General features: G+C 60.6%; 18 protein-coding genes and 2 pseudogenes. 7 read left to right on the top strand and 13 right to left on the bottom strand.

All coding sequences use genetic code 11. The annotated features are described in order from the left end of the window. Positions 1-187: 187 nt before the first annotated feature. Both V1280_RS46390 and V1280_RS46385 read right to left on the bottom strand, forming a co-directional pair. Positions 188-349, bottom strand: a complete 162-nt coding sequence (locus tag V1280_RS46390) for a hypothetical protein (protein WP_334538013.1) — start codon at positions 347-349, stop codon at positions 188-190. Continuing rightward, on the bottom strand, positions 346-1068 hold the full coding sequence (locus V1280_RS46385) for a GntR family transcriptional regulator (protein WP_334538012.1): 723 nt from the start codon (positions 1066-1068) through the stop codon (positions 346-348). The genes V1280_RS46390 and V1280_RS46385 overlap by 4 nt, the downstream gene beginning before the upstream one ends. 172 nt (positions 1069-1240) lie before the next feature. Between V1280_RS46385 and V1280_RS46380 the strand changes: the two genes are divergently transcribed. From V1280_RS46380 to V1280_RS46370, 3 genes are read left to right on the top strand one after another with little or no spacing between them, the layout of a single operon-like run. Then, on the top strand, positions 1241-2710 hold the full coding sequence (locus V1280_RS46380; RefSeq protein ID WP_334538011.1) for an MFS transporter: 1470 nt from the start codon (positions 1241-1243) through the stop codon (positions 2708-2710). 42 nt (positions 2711-2752) lie between these two features. Continuing rightward, positions 2753-4141: an acyclic terpene utilization AtuA family protein gene (locus tag V1280_RS46375; RefSeq protein ID WP_334538010.1), complete on the top strand. Its 1389-nt coding sequence runs from the start codon at positions 2753-2755 to the stop codon at positions 4139-4141. A 2-nt stretch (positions 4142-4143) separates the two neighbouring features. Next, the gene (locus V1280_RS46370) at positions 4144-4452 is read left to right on the top strand and encodes a DUF4387 domain-containing protein (RefSeq protein WP_334538009.1); all 309 of its coding nucleotides are present in this window, start codon (positions 4144-4146) and stop codon (positions 4450-4452) included. Positions 4453-4533: 81 nt separating this feature from the next. Here the strand turns inward: V1280_RS46370 and V1280_RS46365 are convergent, their stop codons facing one another. The 4 genes from V1280_RS46365 to V1280_RS46350 form a co-directional block, all read right to left on the bottom strand. Continuing rightward, complete coding sequence (locus V1280_RS46365) at positions 4534-4818, bottom strand: hypothetical protein (RefSeq protein ID WP_334538008.1); 285 nt, start codon at positions 4816-4818, stop codon at positions 4534-4536. Positions 4819-4831: 13 nt separating this feature from the next. After that, positions 4832-5260: a hypothetical protein gene (locus tag V1280_RS46360; RefSeq protein ID WP_334538007.1), complete on the bottom strand. Its 429-nt coding sequence runs from the start codon at positions 5258-5260 to the stop codon at positions 4832-4834. Positions 5261-5595: 335 nt separating this feature from the next. Further along, a complete protein-coding gene (locus V1280_RS46355) occupies positions 5596-6963 on the bottom strand; it encodes a sensor histidine kinase (protein ID WP_334538006.1) in 1368 nt (455 codons plus the stop codon). Next, entirely contained in the window at positions 6960-7640 is a 681-nt protein-coding gene (locus V1280_RS46350) for a response regulator transcription factor (protein WP_334538005.1), read from the bottom strand. Before V1280_RS46350 ends, V1280_RS46355 begins: the two co-directional genes overlap by 4 nt. Before the next feature lie 328 nt (positions 7641-7968). Between V1280_RS46350 and V1280_RS46345 the strand changes: the two genes are divergently transcribed. The 4 genes from V1280_RS46345 to V1280_RS46330 all read left to right on the top strand — a co-directional run bounded on the left by V1280_RS46345 (position 7969) and on the right by V1280_RS46330 (position 10883). Continuing rightward, positions 7969-8517, top strand: coding sequence for a DUF2147 domain-containing protein (locus tag V1280_RS46345; protein WP_334538627.1), 549 nt, complete (start codon positions 7969-7971; stop codon positions 8515-8517). 290 nt (positions 8518-8807) lie between these two features. Further along, positions 8808-9707 carry a MipA/OmpV family protein gene (locus V1280_RS46340; RefSeq protein WP_334538004.1) on the top strand — a complete coding sequence of 300 codons (900 nt, stop codon included), beginning with the start codon at positions 8808-8810 and terminating at the stop codon, positions 9705-9707. 6 nt (positions 9708-9713) lie between these two features. After that, positions 9714-10478, top strand: a complete 765-nt coding sequence (locus V1280_RS46335; protein WP_334538002.1) for a hypothetical protein — start codon at positions 9714-9716, stop codon at positions 10476-10478. Positions 10479-10505: 27 nt separating this feature from the next. Continuing rightward, positions 10506-10883 (top strand): DUF2147 domain-containing protein, encoded by a 378-nt coding sequence (locus tag V1280_RS46330; protein WP_334538001.1) that lies wholly within the window; start codon positions 10506-10508, stop codon positions 10881-10883. A gap of 95 nt (positions 10884-10978) precedes the next feature. Here the strand turns inward: V1280_RS46330 and V1280_RS46325 are convergent, their stop codons facing one another. The 7 genes and pseudogenes from V1280_RS46325 to V1280_RS46305 all read right to left on the bottom strand — a co-directional run bounded on the left by V1280_RS46325 (position 10979) and on the right by V1280_RS46305 (position 17058). Further along, positions 10979-11278 (bottom strand): PRC-barrel domain-containing protein, encoded by a 300-nt coding sequence (locus V1280_RS46325; RefSeq protein ID WP_334538000.1) that lies wholly within the window; start codon positions 11276-11278, stop codon positions 10979-10981. 93 nt (positions 11279-11371) lie between these two features. Beyond that, a complete protein-coding gene (locus V1280_RS47065; RefSeq protein ID WP_442895211.1) occupies positions 11372-12076 on the bottom strand; it encodes a TOTE conflict system archaeo-eukaryotic primase domain-containing protein in 705 nt (234 codons plus the stop codon). Beyond that, positions 11997-12593: a TOTE conflict system archaeo-eukaryotic primase domain-containing protein gene (locus tag V1280_RS47060; protein ID WP_442895210.1), complete on the bottom strand. Its 597-nt coding sequence runs from the start codon at positions 12591-12593 to the stop codon at positions 11997-11999. Before V1280_RS47060 ends, V1280_RS47065 begins: the two co-directional genes overlap by 80 nt. Before the next feature lie 185 nt (positions 12594-12778). Further along, complete coding sequence (locus V1280_RS46320; protein ID WP_334537999.1) at positions 12779-13540, bottom strand: SDR family NAD(P)-dependent oxidoreductase; 762 nt, start codon at positions 13538-13540, stop codon at positions 12779-12781. Positions 13541-13561: 21 nt separating this feature from the next. Further along, positions 13562-15301: a nitrilase-related carbon-nitrogen hydrolase gene (locus V1280_RS46315; protein WP_334537998.1), complete on the bottom strand. Its 1740-nt coding sequence runs from the start codon at positions 15299-15301 to the stop codon at positions 13562-13564. Positions 15302-15315: 14 nt separating this feature from the next. Further along, a pseudogene (locus tag V1280_RS46310) lies at positions 15316-16306 on the bottom strand (acetamidase/formamidase family protein). A 31-nt stretch (positions 16307-16337) separates the two neighbouring features. Next, positions 16338-17058: pseudogene (locus tag V1280_RS46305) on the bottom strand (ABC transporter ATP-binding protein).

Below are 17058 nucleotides of genomic sequence, written 5' to 3'. Positions count from 1 at the left end.
GCTTCGTGTTGGGGCGCAACTACCGATACCAAAATTCGCTTTTTGTCGATAATTGAAGAAAATCGGAGCTGGTGGTGGCGCCTGCTTGAACGCCGGGAAAGATTCCACTCGCCGGCAGCATAAACATCAGGATGGAGGCGAGCGGTGACGGCCCCTCGCCTGCGGCACACGGCTTGGTGATCGGCAACTATGTGATGCAGTCGTCGCTGTGCGATCCGACATTGACGAGGATGCGTCGCAAGCGATCAATGATGAAATGCTCAAGCGCGTGGCTACTCACGAACACCCGCAGAGACGTCCGCATCACAGGATGATCCGAAAGCAAGCCGCCGGTCGTGATGACGGTCATGCCTCCATACGGTGGGGTGGAGTCCGCGCAATACCGTCCTGCCGACGCAGCCATTTCATGAGATTCTCGCGCGATGCCACAAGATGTGCGCGCATCAGACGCTCGGCGGCGTCCGGATCCCTTTGTTCGATCGCCTCGATGATCGCGCGGTGTTCGCGATTTACCGCCTTGCCGCGATGCTTCTGGCTCGCCGTGACAATCATGCTTTGAAACCGGCAGATTCGCAGAAGCGGATAGAGCTCGCTGCAAATAATATCGATCAGCCAACGGTTTCGGCTGCCTCGCGCGATCTGGATGTGCAGATCATTGTCCGCCGCGCCATTGCGAAAGACGCCGCTCGGGCCCTCCTCGAGAAATTTCCTCTCAAGTTCCGCAAGCGACTGAAACAGCTGCCGCGTCTCATGCAGCGTCATGTTTTCGGCCGCCTGACGGCACGCCATACCCTCGAGCGCCTCTCGCGTCACCAGCAATTGTTCGATGTCGTCGACCGTCAATTGAACGACGCGCACGCCGGCAAAGGGTACCCGCTCGACGAGACGTCGCCCCTCCAGACTGCGGATCGCCTCGCGGAGTGGCCCACGACTGATCCCAAAGCGCGACGACAGCGCCTGCTCGGACAGCTTGTCGCCGGGCTTCAACTCCCCGCGAAAGATCAAATGCTCAAGTTGGGATACGGTCTGATCGATCAGCGCACGGCCCGGGCCTTCAGCTGCGTTCATGTCAATTCCGCCACCTAGAAGCTCAATCATCGAGACAGCCTAGGGCGATTCAGCTTTGAGTTCAACAGATTGACGACAATAATTTCATATTGTTGACAATCCTTCGGATTGTATTCAAAGATGAGGCCGTCATCGCGCCTTGGGAACGTGCGCGTATCGGGAGGACGGTCATATGCAGGCGCTCATGCAGGCCGCGGTCGGTACGACCACGTCGGTGCCGCACGACGCGCGGAGCGCTGCGCTCATCGGGGCCCGCATCGATCGCCTTCCTGAATCGCCGACCATCTGGCGACAGATCGTTTTGCTTGCGCTCGCGGGGATCTTTGAGGTCTACGACCTCGCGCAAACCGCCTATGTCCCCGTTGGTCTCGTTCGCGACGGCATTTTCGCCGACGCGGACAAGGCGGTCTTCGGCCTTTCGGGCCAGGCGACCTTCGCCGCCGCAACATTTCTCGGTCTTTTCATCGGAGCGACCGCCTTTGGGTCGGTGGCCGATCGCTTCGGTCGCAGACCTGTATTTGTCTGGGCGCTGGTCGGCTACAGTATCGCGACCCTGGCAATGGCACTGCAGGTGAGCGCCCCCGGCATCTACGCGTGCCGTCTGCTTGCAGGGATTGGACTGGGCGTCGAACTTGTAACCATAGACGCCTACCTGATTGAAATCGTACCGAAGCATATTCGCGGCAAGGCGGCGGCTATCGTTCATTCCATCTCCTACCTCGCCATCCCGCTGCTGGCCTTCCTTGCCTATCTGATCATACCCATCGACCCTCTGGATATCGCCGGGTGGCGCTGGCTCGTTCTGATCGGCAGCACCGGAGCGATCGCGATCTGGTGGCTCCGCAGGGGGCTACCGGAATCGCCACGCTGGCTGGCCGACCGGGGTGACCTCGAAGAGGCGGAAAGAATTCTCGGATTACTCGAGACGAAGATCGAAGCGGAAACCGGACGTGCGCTCCCTGCACCGCAAATCAGTATCGTCGGGATCGGCCGTCAGGGGACGTTCGCCGAGATCTGGCAGCCGGCGTATCGCTCGCGTACTGTGATGCTGATGGTCTTCAACTTCTGCCAGACCATCGGATTCTACGGCTTCACCAACTGGCTGCCGGCGCTGCTCGCCGCCCAGGGGCATTCGATCGCCAAGAGCCTGCTCTATTCCGCAGCGATTGCGGTCTCGTTCCCGCTATGGCCGCTGTTGTGGAGTTTCACCGTCGCCGACCGGTTCGAGCGAAAGTGGCAGATCGTCGTCGCGTCCGGCGTGACAGTCGTTCTCGGCCTGTTGTTCGCCTTCCAATCCCGGCCCGAATTGTTGATCCTGCTCGGCATCCTGATCACCGGCGCGAATACGCTGATGTCGTTTGCCTACCATCCGTATCAAGCAGAGCTTTATCCGACACCGATCCGCGCCCGTGCCGTCGGCTTCGTTTATTCCTTCAGTCGGCTCTCCACCATCTTTACCAGCTTCATGATTGCATTTTGCCTTCAGCACTTTGGAACGGTGGGCGTCTTCGTCTTCATTTCCCTCAGCATGCTCGTGGTGATGCTGTCGATCGGCATCTTCGGACCGCTGACCCGCGGACGCTCGCTGGAGGATATTGCGCATGAGGCGATCGAGCGGCTCTCGCCGAGAGAAAAGACCTGAGGTCGCAGGATGATGTTGGGCGTGCAAAGGATGATCGAAAACATGACCGAGAGAGACAGGCTTCCGGGCGAGATCAAGATCATCGTCCCGACGGGAATGCTTGGCGGGGGCGTCCACCGTCATCACGTGCATTATGGCATCGCCTGCGGCGCTCACGCGATCGCTGTGGATTCCGGATCGACCGACAGCGGCCCTTCGTATCTCGCCCGCGGCGTCTCGAAGACGAATCGGGAATCCATCAAGCATGACCTGGAAGTGCTGATGAGCGAGGCGAACAGGGCCGGGATCCCTCTGCTGGTGGGGACGTGCGGCACCAGCGGCACCGACGCCGGCGTAGACTGGACACGGGATATCGCCATCGAAGTGGCGGGCGAGCTCGGGATCACTCCGAAGATCGCCTGCCTCTACAGCGAGCAATCTCCAGCCGAACTCATTCGCAGAAATCAACAAGGCAAGATCACGCCATTGCCGCCGCTCGGACCACTAAACGACAGCGCACTCGAGTCTTGCGAGCACATCGTCGCATTGATGGGTCCCGAGCCTTATATGGCAGCAATCGCGGCCGGAGCCGACATCGTGCTGGGCGGCCGCACCACCGACACCGCCGTGCTGGCCGCGATTCCGCTCTTGAAGGGCGCCGGCGCCGGTGCCGCATGGCACGCCGCGAAGATCGCCGAGTGTGGTGGACAGTGCACGGTCAATCCGCGCCACGGCGGAGTGCTCATGCGCGTTGGCGAGGATGCCTTCGACGTGGAGCCTCTCGATCTCGGCAACCAATGCTCGCCGGAGAGCGTCTCGGCGCATCTCCTCTATGAGAACAGCGATCCGTTTCGTCTGACGGAACCTGGCGGAGTTCTTGATGTGAGCGAGGCCGACTATCGATGGGTCGACAACCGCATTACGCGCGTGACCGGGTCGAAATGGGAGCCCATGCCCTACACCATGAAGCTCGAAGGCGCGCGAAGCGGCGACTTCCAGACCATCATGCTGATTGGAATAGAAGACCCGCAGGTGCTGGCAAATCTGGACGAATTTCACGACCGTATGCAACGCGTGCTGACGGATCGGATCACCGAGACGTTCGGTGCAGCGATTCGCTTTGATCTGTCGCTGCGGCTCTACGGGTGGAACGGAACGTCTGGACGGCCGGTCCCGGCCGGCACAGCGCCACCGCGCGACGTCGGCGTCATGTTCGTCGTCACGGCACCGACGCAGGATCTCGCCAACCGCATGGCCAAGGCCTGCAATCCGTACTTCTTCCATACACCGTTACGCCCGGGTATCGAGATGCCGAGCTACGCGTTTCCATTCACGCCGGCGGAGATCCCCCGCGGACAGGTATACGAGTTCGTCCTAAATCACGTGGTGCACACGCATGACGGGTTCGAACTCGTTCGCACCGAGTGGACCGACCTCGCCGAGAAGGCCTAAAGATGCCCAAGATCAAGGATGTTTGCCGTCATGTCCGCTCCAAGAACGCCGGTCCGTTCTGGGTCACCGTGGATTTCTTCTTCGACGGCGAGGAATCATTCAAGCGATACCGTGACACCGCGGCTCTTGGACCTGAACTGTTCGCACACCTGTTCGGTACTGATGTCGAGCTCGTCAGGCGAGTGCCGGTCGACAGGCTTCGCATGATCAAGATCTCCTATCCACGCCCTCATCCGCAGGGGTGGATGCGCGAGCGGGATATGCACGCCGGACAGCAGTTTGCGCGATTGCTTGAAGTCGATATCGACTAGCGTTTCCACTCAAAGCCAAGAGCGCGCTCAAGAGCGCGCCCCGGTCGGAGCCGTGATTATCGGCGCGGTCGACGGAACAGACTAGGTGGCTGCCGGGACTATGGGATTGCTCGGCTCGCGCCAAACAATCAGTGTGCCTGCCAGCAGCAGACCGCTCAGCATCATGCTCACGGGAAGCGACAGAACGAAACCCGCGATATCGCCGACGTTGGTGCCCCAGGTGCGGATCGCCACGATCGCGGCCCAATAGCTTGCAGCCCCGGCGGATGCCATGTCTGGGCGCGCTTTCTGCGCGAGAATAAGGGCAACGGCTCCGGTCGCGATGATGGCAGAGATCGGTACACCGACCGTGATCGGGTGGATCATGTGACCCATGCCGTCACCGAGCACAGTGCCGAGCGTTCCGGCAGTCAACATGGTCAACCAGTAGAGGCCGTTGGTGGTATGTCACCGGCGGTAACGATGACACGCGGCGCAAGGCAAGGAGCGCGACCAGAAGCGCGGCCACGCAAGCCGAGACCGTGATGTAGTCCAGATGCGTGCGGTGGATTCCGATGTCGGCCAAGTTGGTCGCGGCGGCTCGTAGAACGAGGATTGCCAGCCAGTACAGGGCCTCATTTCCACGTCTGCTCAATTGATTTGCCAACGCAATGACGGCGAACAACAGTGCAAGCATCAAGAGGCCGCCCAAGTCGCTCAACTTGAGCATATCGGGTATGAAATCACCCATGTTCGCTCCACAGATGCTGGCGATCATAATACCAACCCAATAGCGTGGCCCTATGGCCGGGACGATTTTGAAGTGCATGGATAGCCTTTCTCGGTGTCTTCGCGCCTGGAGCACAAACATGGTTGGGTGACAAAGCTGGATCCTTCGCAGCTCCCAGCCATCGCGGGGTACACTTGGCCGTCGGTAGATTGCCGCAGCATTGCCTGTCCTCCGACCGCAAGGCTTCGGGCTTCATCAACGCCATCTCTACAGAGCGGGCGTCATCGCGTCCGGTGGGAGACCGTCCTTCATGTGGTTGAAGTGCCGGCCGGACATGCCGCGGCCCGGAGCGACGGCGGTTTGGCATTTCCATGTGTCGTGAATCTCTCTGCTTGGCATGACGTGCGATGCACGCCGCCAGCGGAGAGCTCCGACTAGATTGCCTCAATGTTGCCGGATCCGGCTTCGCCAGGCGTTGCTTCAGAAGCCTCGGGAAAGCGGAGGGTGGCCGTCGTCCCGCATCCTGGCGTCGATGTGACGATCAGCGTCCCTCCATGGGCCGCCATGATCTCCTGGACGATAGACAGGCCGAGTCCGTAACCCTCTTTTGACGGATTGCCGGTTTGAAACGGCTCGATGCGCCCGGCGCTTGGAAGGATTCCAGCCCCGTCGTCGCAGATCGAAACGCTGCCGCGATTGAGGTTAGCCACGACGCGTCCGGCGCCGTGCGCATGGACTAATGCGTTGCCGACCAGATTGGCCAGGGCGCTCCGAATCGCAGCTTCGACGCCGTGCACCACGAGGGTGCCTTCCCCGACCTGCTCCAGCGAGAGTTCGATTCCGGCATCCAGCGCGGAGGGGCTCAAATCCGCAAGGACGTCCCGCGTTACAGCTCCCAGATCAACGGGCCGCTTTTCGAGCGCATGATTTTGCAACCGCGCCAGGTCCAGCATGGCTGAGACCAGCGACGAGAGGCGACGAACATCGCGCACCAGTTCAACCTTCAGGTCAGGTTCGGTCACGTCGTCGATCTTGGCACGCAGCAGGGTCAGCGGCGTTCGGAGCTGATGGGCCGCATTGCCGATAAATCTGCGTTGCCTCTGGATGTAGGCGTCGATCTCATGGAAGGCGCGGTTAAGCGCTCTAACCAGCGGCTTGAGCTCGGACGGGACCTCATCGAGCGAGATCGACGCCTGGGGCGCGGTCGGCTCGATTGCGAGCGCCAGCCTGGTCACGCGTTCGATGCTGCGGGCCACGAAGCGCGCAGACAGGAACGCGCCGGTCGCGACCGTCAACGCGAAGGCGATGGCAAGCAGCAGAACGGAGAAAAGATTTCGTCCGACGAACGACCTTACGATCTGGCCGAGCCTGACTTGCGCACCTCCGACTATCATAACGAGTTCGGAAGCACCGCTGCGGACCACGGCTAGGCAGAAGGAGCTGTTCTGGTCAAGCGTATTGAGAACCGAGAAACCGATCGGCCCGGTATAGGGTAGTGAGAACGGGAGGGCGGGTCTGAGTTCGCGTCCGAACTCGACCATCAAGCCATTGTAGGACACGACGTACCACAGGTTGGGGCTATTGGATTTCAGCTCCCGGATGCCGTCTATGGAACGGATCGTCAGTTCCTGTCCGGAATCGACCACCGTGGCGCGATCGAGAATTGCCGCGGCTGCCTGGCAAAAGGCTTGCTCGCGTTCGCGCGTCATATCCAGCCAGATCACGATGCTGAGCAAGACGAGGAAGATTGCCGCTGCAGCCAGGCTGAGCGAAAGCGTCAGCGTTCTGGTGATCGACGTCATCGGGTCTGCGTCATCCTCAGAATGTAGCCAATGCCCCGCATGCTCCGGATCTCGACGTCTCCGCCGAGCTCGGTCAGCGTTTTGCGGAGCCGGGATACCTGCGCTTCGAGCGTATTGGATTCGATCTCGTCATCGAACCCATAGATCTCCTCCATCAGGGCCGCGCGCGTGATGACGCGGTCGCGCCGCATCAGCAATGCCCCGAGGATCAGAGCTTGACGTCGCCGCAGCAGAACCTTCTTGTTGGCCACGATGGCCTCATTGGTGCCGACGTGCAGCTCGACGTTTCCGAACGACAGGACCGACGGAGCGAGGAGCCGAGGCCGCCGCAGCACGGCCCGCACCCTGGCGATGAATTCCTGCGGCTCGAAGGGTTTGCCGAGATAATCGTCTGCTCCGCTGTTGAGGCCGTCGATCACGTCTTCCTTGGCATCTTTAGCCGTCAGCATGATGATCGCCGGCCTTTCGGGCAGCTGGCTCAATGCTATGACGATCTTGAGCGCGTCGCCGTCAGGCAGCATCCGGTCGACGATCGCGAGATCGTAATTGAAATTGCTGAGCGCTTGCTGGGCATCCGAAACGGACGCGACGACGTCAACGATTCCCTGCAACTGCCCGAGCAAACGAGCAAGATAGGCCCCAATCTGCGGTTCGTCTTCGATCACAAGGGAACGCATCGATCTTCCCTGCTGAGGCTGATGTTGCGGGATCGCGGCATTCCCCGCTTCGCTGGATTTGACACGTCGGTCCGCCCGGAGCTTCCCCCTTAGGGCAATTTATCCCGCCAACGCAAGTCGCGGAGGATCTGACCGGCTCATGCAAAGGTGAAGGCTACGGATTCGCCCCGAGGCAATCTTGGGGCAATGTTGGTGGATCATGCGTACCTCGAACTCATGAGCCATACGACCATGAGGTAAATCTCAAAGCCATGGAATATCAGCGCAGCTTTTGTACTCAGGAACCGCGATGACAATTTGCAAGATCTCAAAGCGGCTTCGGTTGGCTATGCTGCTGGTGGTCAGCATCGCGGAGCTCACGGCGTTGCCGCATTCAGCGAGAGCGGACGAACCCACGGCCACTGGCCTGTGGGAAAAAACTGCAGCTGGGAAGCCTGTCGTATGGGTGTTGATCTTCGAGCGCGGCGGCACCTATGAAGGGGCTATTGCAAAGAGATTTCCCAAGCCGGGAGACGATTCCGGCGCGGTCTGCACGAAATGCGTGGATGACCGCAGGAATGAGCCGCTATTGGGTCTTACCTTCATCAGGGGAATGAAACGGAACGGCTTGAAATACGAAGGTGGCGACATCCTCGATCCGCGCGACGGCAAGATTTACAGCGCGAACATGGCCGTCAATCCTGATGGACAAACTCTTACCCTCCACGGCTATGTCGGTCTCTTGATTTTTGGACACGACGAAGTCTGGAACCGTCTGCCCGATAGCGCAGTCCATAGCCTCGATGCCTCCGTTCTTGCAAAATACTTACCGGCTGCGATTCCAGCAACTTCAGCGATCTCGCCAAGGCCGTCCAAATATAATGATCGCGTGCGCTAGACTGGCGATTTCGCCGAACGCTAGCCGCATTCATGGCAAGACCGATCGCGCCTGAGGTTCGCAAACGTCGGCGCTCTCCAATCCGTGGGGAGCCCGCACGTCGGCCGTCAAGGCGGCACGCATACAATCTGGAAGACATTGCGGCGAACATCCGGCCCTGGAAGTTTTCGGGGGAGTTCCGGTTTGCCCCCACGGGGCAATCTTGAGGCAATGTAGGCGCATCACCTTGCCGCTCCCAACCACACGAGCCGACCCTGCCAAAAAGGCCCGGGGGTCAGAGGCCCCCTCCAATGAAGAATGCCGTCAAAGCCGGCCTCCACCCGTCAACGAGCCGGGGCGCCCGGCGAACGTTCTTGACTGCGCTGCTTATCGCACTCGGTAGCGGCGGCGCCGTCTCAAATTCCGCATCAGCGCAAACTCTGTTCACGTTGCCAGCTCCCCCTTTTGAGTTGCCCATGGTGCCTTCAGTGTCCGGCAACTGGACCGTCATGGTCGGGGTGGGCGGCGAATACAAACCCGATTTCGAGGGCGCGAACCGGAGCATGTTCAGCCCGGTCCCGATTTTTGCGATCCGTCGTGCCGGCACGACGGATCAGTTTCGTGGCCCGCGCGACAGCGCCAGCATCGCACTGATCGACTTCGGTGACCTTCGGGCAGGCCCAGCCGCCAAGTTCGTATCGTCGCGAAAGGCCAGCAGCTATTCCGAGCTGACTGGCCTCGGCGACGTCGGCACCACGGTCGAACTCGGCGGCTTCGTCGAATACTATCCGGTCGACTGGTTTCGGACGCGCGGCGAACTCCGCCAGGGCATCGGCGGCCACCACGGCGCCGTCGCCGATCTGTCGGCGGACTTTATCGTGCCGATCATTCAGCGTCTCACCCTGTCAGCCGGCCCGCGCTTCACTTGGGAAAGCACCAAAGCGACCACACCCTATTTCGGCATTGACGCCGCACAGGCGCTGGCGACAGGCCAGCCCGCCTTCGACGCCAAGGGCGGCGCGCACTCTTACGGACTAGGTGCACAGGTATCCTATCGGATCGATCCGAAATGGGAGGTTCACGCTTATGTCGAGTATGAGCGGCTGCTCGGCGACGCTGCGAACAGCCCTCTGGTGACCCTTCGCGGTTCGCCGAATCAGACGACCGTCGGCATTGGCGCCTCCTATTCATTCGACTTCAAAATTCGATAGAACGCCATGCGCCGCAGCAGTCGACACCTAAACTTCGCAACAGTACTTCTTGTTGCCATCAGCGTCAGTGCCTGCGCCATGTTCGAAACTGGCGAGACGAAACTGCAGGCGGTCAAGACCGTCGGCATCATCTCGGCAGTCGGCGGCGAGATGAGCTTTGCAAGGGCGGGGTTCACCGGGCTGAGCAACAACCCCAGTCAAAGCTTCCCGATCGGGTCATGGGGCCTCGACGATCTGATCGTTCAGCAAGCAACCACGGCATTGAACGGGCGGTTTCAGGTGCAGCCGATCCGTTACAACCGAGCTGCCTTTGCGGCGGTCAAGGATTCTCCGATTGCACCCGTAAACCTCGTTCGTGACGATCCATTCAAGAAGCTGGTTCGGACTGAAGTGTCCCCGCAAGGGCTCGACGCCTACATCGTGATCACCAAGGCAAAATCGAACTTCGGCCGCGGCGCCCTAAAGGTCGAAGGGATAGGCGTCGTTAGCTACGGGACGATGCTGGCATCTTACAACCAGATCCATGCACTCTACGAAATCAGAGTTTTCGACGGCAAGACGTTCGATGTTATCGAAAAAAAGAGCGCGCCGCCGCTCGACGATGCGGTAGAGGTGAGGCTTCCGGGTCCCACCAGGCAAGTCGACGACAGTTACTCACCAAGCACCGGCGAACCCGTGCGAAATGAAAACCTCCATAGAGCGATCACGGCGCTCATCGTACGGAGCCTTTCGACAACCTTGAGCGACATGCACCTCGCGGATGTTCGTTAATTGGAAGCAATAACCGAGGATGATGTGATGAACGTAGTGCGCCTAGGCCTAGCTTTGACGGTATTGCTGCTGAGCACGAGTTCCAGTCTCGCGGACGGTATCTTGGGGACCTGGTCACGCGATAATGGCGCTGTGCATGTCAAGTTTGACACGTGTGGCGACGGCATTTGCGGAAACATCGCGTGGTTAAAGCCCGGCGCGGAGACAAAAGCCAAAGTCGGGCAACGTCTGTTCTTCGACATGCGTCCCGATGGGGCGAACTCATGGACCGGAAAGGCCGTCAATCCTGACAACGGGTCAATCTATTCAGGCAAGATGCTCATTGAAGGATCTACCCTCAGCACCTCGGGCTGCATTGTCGGTGGATTGATCTGCAAGTCGGCGAATTGGAGAAGAGTACCTTAGCATCAGACTGACTGAAGCTTTTTTTGCCTTCGATGATAGCGACAGACCCGCGACCTTGATCACATTGGGCCCCGCACGCCGGCCGTCGACGTCGGTCAAAGCCCGTAACCGAAGGGCTCCTGAGGAAGCGAAGCAGCCTGCAACTGCCCCCGCGTGAGATCCACCCGATAGGCGGCGAGATGGCGGTCATAGTCGAGGTGATGCCAAGGAAGCATATACCGTGTCGTAACGAATCCGAATCGTGTGACGGCCATCACCACGTGCGAGAGGGAGCCACTCGTCCGGTCGATGGCGGCACTTTCGATCGATCCGATTCGATCGCCGTCCGGGCCCACCACAGCGGTGCCCTCCAGCTGAACAGACAAGAACTCGGATGCTTCGATGGAATTGTTCATGATCGTGTCCACTTCTGGTCATTTGAGGCGCTTCGTGTTTCGCCGGCCCCTCGCCCAGCTCACACTGCTTTGCACAATTGCCTTAGGACCGAGTTAGCCCTTCGTGAAGCTTTGCCGAAGAAACCGCGGCACGAAAAAGGCGTCGACGTGCGGGCGAGCGGAAGAGCCCACCGGACAAAACCAGGAATAGAGGGCGGGGAGCACTAGTACGTAAGCACCGTCGCACCTATCAGGCCACCGATGACGACGGTGAACCCGCAGTCCACGGACAGGCCGCAAGGTGCCGCGTGTCAACCCGCGCAGTGAATGGCGGCGGATTGAGGCGCCGCATCTGCGCATCGTTCCGGAAGAGCCTTGGCAGGAGACGACCGCGCCGCTATTCAAAGGCGGTGGCAGCGCGTGACGCGGGATGTATGCCTGATCCGCCCGCACGAGAGTGATTGCACTTGGCAGTGGCTCGCTGATTGCGATCGGAATCTGTCGACGCGACGGCGTGGCAAACCACGGTTCTTCGTCTTCATCGACGAGAGGGATACGCACGCCGAGAATCTTACCAGATGCACTTGCCTCCTCGACCAGACGTTCCGCCTTCGCCCTCGGCATAGGCCCAATCGCCGAAAGGAAGGCCCACTGATCCGGATATGGCGAACAAGACTCGTCGATGAACTCACTGTTGCCGCAACTTCGCGCGAGTCCCTGAAGCGGCAGGGCAATCAAGTTACCGAAGCCACCCGCAGGCATTGAATCCTGACTCGGGAAAAACCGATCGTAGGAACCGAAATCCGATATCGGGGACACGTTCCATCGTGTCGGTAATCACGAAGGCTCCAAGACGGCGCGCCAATGCAGCTGGAATCGGCTCATAAAAAAAGATCCAGGCGTGAGCACCGTTTCCGGATCGGGACCGCTCAATGGCAACAGGTATTCCGTGACGCTCGCAAGAGTCCCTAAAAGCGAAGGCATCTCTTCGCCATTCCCCTTCGTCGAAATCCGCGGCCAGGAACGAACAGGTGTTGTCCGCAAGCATCGGATAGACGCCCATCACGGACGGGGCGCCGTCCACGTCGGTCCCGCGTAGATGACGTTCGATTGACATGTCATCGACAAGCAGGAATGCCTGATTTGGACATGCCGAACATTTGACTCTCGGCTTCTCGCAAATCCCACGCCGCCATTCGTTAGCACAGGCGGGTGCGTAGCCGCTCCGCCCCATCATGCGATTCTCCCACCGGATGGGGAAAACATCTGAATTGTTTGGCCTCGATACTTTGGTCAATATGATCGGAGCTGCCGGCCTGCACGTCGAAATGCGCATCTCGGACGCAGCCTGATCAAAAGCTGCTTGCCGACGGCGTGGTACAGCATTTGGTACTGCACGGCTGACCTCGATCCCGCTTGAGTGCTGATGGTACTTTGCTCTTTCCCATCAGTCGGTCCAATCCATCATGGGCCAGTTTGAGCCAGCAAGGTCCAACGCGAGGCAAACGCCGTTACGTTTTCCTACAACTGCACCCCACGCGTGAGTGCGCCGTCGACGACAAGATTTGTGCCCGTGATGAAGCTGGCCGCGCGGCTGGCGAGAAACACCACGGCGTTGGCCATTTCTTGCGGCGTTCCCATCCGCCCTGTCGGGTTGAGGGCTAATGCAGTCTTGTAGAGCTCGGGATTGTTGTCCTTGATCATGTTCCAGACCCCGCCATCGAAATAGGTATTGCCCGGGGAGACCGAGTTCGCGCGAATACCCTTTCCTGCGAGCTGATTGGCCAGTCCCTGCGTGTAGTGGATGATCGCAGCTTTGAAGGTGCCGTAGGGACCCGCGGCGAAATCGACCTCGCGACCTGAGACGCTGGAAATGGTGACAATCGCGCCGGCGGCACTCTTCTCCAGATAGGGCATGGCCGCATTCACCAGCCGAACCGTACCCATCATATCGGTCGCAAACTCCTTCTCCCAGCTTTCGTCGTCCTGCCCGATGGCAAGCGCGCTGACATTGGCGACGACGACATCGATGCCACCGAGCTTGGCCGCCATATCGCCGACCCAGGCCTTCAGTGCTGCCGCATCGGAGACGTCGACCGCACCACCATAGGCCGCGATGCCATTGGCCTTGAGCGCGGCGGTCGTGCTCTCGACCTCGGCCAGATTGCGAGAGCACACCCCGATATTGGCGCCTTCGGCGGCAAATGTCTCGGCGATCGCGCGGCCGATTCCCTTGGTGCTTCCCGTGATGAGAACCTTGGCGCCCTTTAGTCCCAGATCCATGGTCGGATTCCTTTTCCTGGTTCAGTAATTGTTCGCAGTCACCTTCACCAATCCACGATAACTGTGCGGCATGCGCATCGAAACCAGATCCTTTCGACGCACGACATTGGTCGGATAGACGCTGTCCAGATTGGTCGTGTCGACCAGTGCGGTTGCAATGCCCGTGGCGTCGGCCGCGATCGCCTCCCGCCGCGGAAACGCGAACGTGTCCGGACCGAACACGCCGCTCAGCCCGGGATAGCCGCGTTGGGAATCGACGACATTGGCGAAGGCGAAGAACAGGTTGTTTTCACCCGCGCGAACGCGAAAATGATGCCAGTGATACTGATCCGGGCCGGTCGGAATCGGCTTTGGCTGCCCCACCTCTGTGCCGGCATGCGACGAACTGAAGCGCCCCTTGATCGCGGCGGGACACGCGATGATATCGCAGCCACGCAGCGCCAGCACCCGGCCAGATTCCGGGAAAGACGCGTCGTGACCGATCAGCAGCCCGATACGGCCGATCGGCGTGTCGACGACGGTCCAACCGTCACCGGCCGTGGCCCAGCTTCGTTCGTCGGCCGCCAGATGCGTCTTGCGATAGACGGAGATGCTTCCATCGGGCGCGACCAGGCAGGCACTGTTGTAGACCAGATCGTCGCTGCGCTCGGCGAGGCCGCAGACGAGATAGAGGCCGAGTTCCGCCGCAAGCTCGCCGAGGCTAGCAGTCGCCAGCCCCGGTATCGGCTGCGCCGACTTCGCGGGATCGGTCAGGCCCGTCACTGCCAGCTCCGGAAAGACGACAAGCTCCGCCCCCTCCTCTTTTGCCGCGCGCGCGTGCGCCTCGATCACCTTCAGATTTTGAGCAGCGTCATCACCAGGCGCAAATTGCGCGACGCTAACCTGCGACGTCTTGCCGACGGGCCAAGGCTCGTGGCCGTAGAGGCCGAAGAAGTCGCGCGGGTTCCAGCTGAAGGTATCGGTGAGCAACTCCGGATAAAGCTCCGGCCGTCGCTGCGCGAACACGGTCTCACCGAGCACGCGGCGCACGCGGGCGGCGTCGAGGTCGATCTCGGACAGCAGGACTCCATCGCCCTTATCGAGCACGGCCGTCACCTGCCCATCCGGCGCGATCACGCAGCTGCCGCCGCTGAATTGTACCGTGCGTTCGAGCCCCCATCGATTGCTCTCGATGACGTAGCAGCCGTTCTCGAAGGCGCGGCTGATCCAGTAAGGCGCAGGCGTCCGCTCGGCCAGCCAGTTGGAGATATGGCAGATGACGTCCGCGCCCCCGAGCGCCATCAGACGCGCGGTTTCCACGAAATGGATGTCCATACAGATCAGCAGTGCGATCCGACCGATCGGCGTCTCGAACACCTGGTTGTGCAGATCGCCCGCCGCCGCCCATTTTGGCTCGGAGATATAGGGATGCGTCTTGCGGTGGCGACCGACAACGCCGTCGGGGCCGATCAGGACGGCTGTGTTGAAGTAGATGCCGTCCTCATCGACCTCCGGCATGCCAACCACGATGTAACAGGCGTGCTTGCGCGCCAGCGCCGCGAAACGGTTTGTGGTCGGCCCCGGGATCGTTTCGACAAAAGGCGCGACCTCGGCACGGTCGAACCAGCAATAGCCCGTCGTTCCCATTTCCGGCGTGACGATCAGCTTGGCGCCGGCAGCCGCCGCCTGCTCGCAGAGGTCGAGCAGGCGCGCAATGTTGCGCTCCTTCTCGAACATGGTCGGCTCGAACTGGACGGCGGCGACTTTGTGCATGCGCGGCATGGCCTTGCCGGTCCTCAAGCGAGATAGGACTTCTTGATGGAGGCGCCGAGCGTATATTTGGGATCGACCATGTTGCCGACACGCATGCGTCCGGCCTGAGTTAGCAGCATGTAGGCGTCGATCTCGTCGAAGCCGTAGTCGGCCGCCATCCAGCGGCAGAGCTCGCGATAGGCGATGCGGGCGGGCATCCTCCATCGGCCGCGCCGAGCCAATGGTCATGATGAACTCCTTCGTCTCGAGCCGCGGCCACGCAATGGTCCAGCCCTTGATCAAGTCGATCTGGACCGTGGTCACGGTCGGATGCTCGATGGCGACGCCGCAGAGCTCGCCATCGCCTTGTGCCGCATGACAGTCGCCGAGATAAAGCAGCGCACCCTTGGTGTTGACCGGCAGGTAAATGACGGCGCCGACACCGACATCGGGAAGGTCCATGTTGCCACCATAATAGTCCGGAACCAGCGACGAGATCGCCTCAATCTCCGGCGAGGTGCCGATGGTGCCTATGAAGGGTTCATAGGGCAGCGTGATCTTGTCGTTCCACTTCGTTCCGGTCTTGGCATCGATCTCGAGCTTTTTAACGCGCTCGGGCAGCGCGGGATTGAGCAGCGCAGTTTGGCCAGTGCTGACCAGCCCTCCGAAATCCGGCATGACCACGGTGGTGCCGCACGGCTGCGGTCCCCGTGGCACGATGCTTTCGATATAAACGGCCAACACATCGCCTTTCTCGGCGCCATCGACATGGATCGGTCCGTTCTGCGGATTGAGGAACGGAAAGTTGAGGATCTTGGACGGGCTATCGGTCTCGTGCTTGATTGCGCCTTCGAACGCGTCATGCGTCTCGGCGGAGACGACGGCACCCGGATCGACCGTCAGCACCGGCTTCACATAGGGGCCGTAGACATAGTGGTACTTGCCTTGCTCGGTTTCGGTGATCGTGTATTCTTTGCCGCGCTCGCCCTTGGCGACCCCCTTGCGTGCCATAATCGAATCGTTTTGCCAGGCCATTGCTGTTCTCCTTGGTTATTGGCGTCGCTTTTTAAACCGCGAGGTGGCGGCGCATCTCCGCCTCATCGTCGAGCGCCGAGCGGTCGAGGCTTGCGACGATGCGGCCTTTGTCCATGACGTAGCAGCGCTGCGCCATGGCGCGGATCATGTCGAGATTCTGCTCGACCAGGATGATGGTCACACCGGTCCTTCGGTTGAGCTCGACCATGTTGCGCGCGATATCCTGGACGATGTTGGGCTGGATGCCCTCCGACGGTTCGTCCAGCAGGATGAGACTCGGATCGGCAATCAGGACTCGCCCGATCGCGAGTTGCTGTTGCTGGCCGCCGGACATGGTGCCCGCACGCTGGGTCCAGCGCTCGGCGAGAATCGGAAACGCCTCGACGATCTTGCGCCGACCCGCCTCGGGGATGCCGCTGCCCTTGATCGCGGCGCCGACGGCGACGTTCTCGCCGACGGTCAGCCGCGGGAACACGTCGCGCCCCTGCGGCACGTAACCCATGCCGAGGCGAGCCCGCTTGTACGCCGGGAGAGATTCCACCGCCTCGCCGCGATAGACGACCGAGCCGCTCATCGCAGGCACCAGCCCGATCAGGCTCTTCATCAGCGTCGACTTGCCGACACCGTTGCGTCCGATGACGGCGACGATCTCGCCTTCCCGCACCTCGATCTCGAGGCCCTTGCAGGACGGGTTTGCCGCCATAGCCGGCGCGCAGAGCCAGCGTCGAGAGGATCACTTCCTTACGCGGCAT

Source organism: Bradyrhizobium sp. AZCC 2230 (assembly GCF_036924495.1).
Lineage (GTDB): Bacteria > Pseudomonadota > Alphaproteobacteria > Rhizobiales > Xanthobacteraceae > Bradyrhizobium > Bradyrhizobium rifense.
The sequence above is the reverse complement of the archived record's forward strand: the minus strand, read 5'-3'. Positions and strand labels throughout refer to the sequence as shown.

Bases quoted from the DNA above. Each gene is read 5' to 3' on its own strand.
- V1280_RS46360 (WP_334538007.1), bottom strand. From the start codon at position 5,260: ATGCACTTCAAAATCGTCCCGGCCATAGGGCCACGCTATTGGGTTGGT.
- V1280_RS46335 (WP_334538002.1), top strand. From the start codon at position 9,714: ATGCGCCGCAGCAGTCGACACCTAAACTTCGCAACAGTACTTCTTGTT.
- V1280_RS46320 (WP_334537999.1), bottom strand. From the start codon at position 13,540: ATGGATCTGGGACTAAAGGGCGCCAAGGTTCTCATCACGGGAAGCACC.
- V1280_RS46375 (WP_334538010.1), top strand. From the start codon at position 2,753: ATGACCGAGAGAGACAGGCTTCCGGGCGAGATCAAGATCATCGTCCCG.
- V1280_RS46330 (WP_334538001.1), top strand. From the start codon at position 10,506: ATGAACGTAGTGCGCCTAGGCCTAGCTTTGACGGTATTGCTGCTGAGC.
- V1280_RS46340 (WP_334538004.1), top strand. From the start codon at position 8,808: ATGAAGAATGCCGTCAAAGCCGGCCTCCACCCGTCAACGAGCCGGGGC.
- V1280_RS46390 (WP_334538013.1), bottom strand. From the start codon at position 349: ATGACCGTCATCACGACCGGCGGCTTGCTTTCGGATCATCCTGTGATG.
- V1280_RS46365 (WP_334538008.1), bottom strand. From the start codon at position 4,818: ATGATCCACCCGATCACGGTCGGTGTACCGATCTCTGCCATCATCGCG.
- V1280_RS46385 (WP_334538012.1), bottom strand. From the start codon at position 1,068: ATGAACGCAGCTGAAGGCCCGGGCCGTGCGCTGATCGATCAGACCGTA.
- V1280_RS46370 (WP_334538009.1), top strand. From the start codon at position 4,144: ATGCCCAAGATCAAGGATGTTTGCCGTCATGTCCGCTCCAAGAACGCC.
- V1280_RS46345 (WP_334538627.1), top strand. From the start codon at position 7,969: ATGCTGCTGGTGGTCAGCATCGCGGAGCTCACGGCGTTGCCGCATTCA.
- V1280_RS46325 (WP_334538000.1), bottom strand. From the start codon at position 11,278: ATGAACAATTCCATCGAAGCATCCGAGTTCTTGTCTGTTCAGCTGGAG.
- V1280_RS46315 (WP_334537998.1), bottom strand. From the start codon at position 15,301: ATGCCGCGCATGCACAAAGTCGCCGCCGTCCAGTTCGAGCCGACCATG.
- V1280_RS47060 (WP_442895210.1), bottom strand. From the start codon at position 12,593: ATGCGCATTTCGACGTGCAGGCCGGCAGCTCCGATCATATTGACCAAA.
- V1280_RS46355 (WP_334538006.1), bottom strand. From the start codon at position 6,963: ATGACGTCGATCACCAGAACGCTGACGCTTTCGCTCAGCCTGGCTGCA.
- V1280_RS46350 (WP_334538005.1), bottom strand. From the start codon at position 7,640: ATGCGTTCCCTTGTGATCGAAGACGAACCGCAGATTGGGGCCTATCTT.
- V1280_RS46380 (WP_334538011.1), top strand. From the start codon at position 1,241: ATGCAGGCGCTCATGCAGGCCGCGGTCGGTACGACCACGTCGGTGCCG.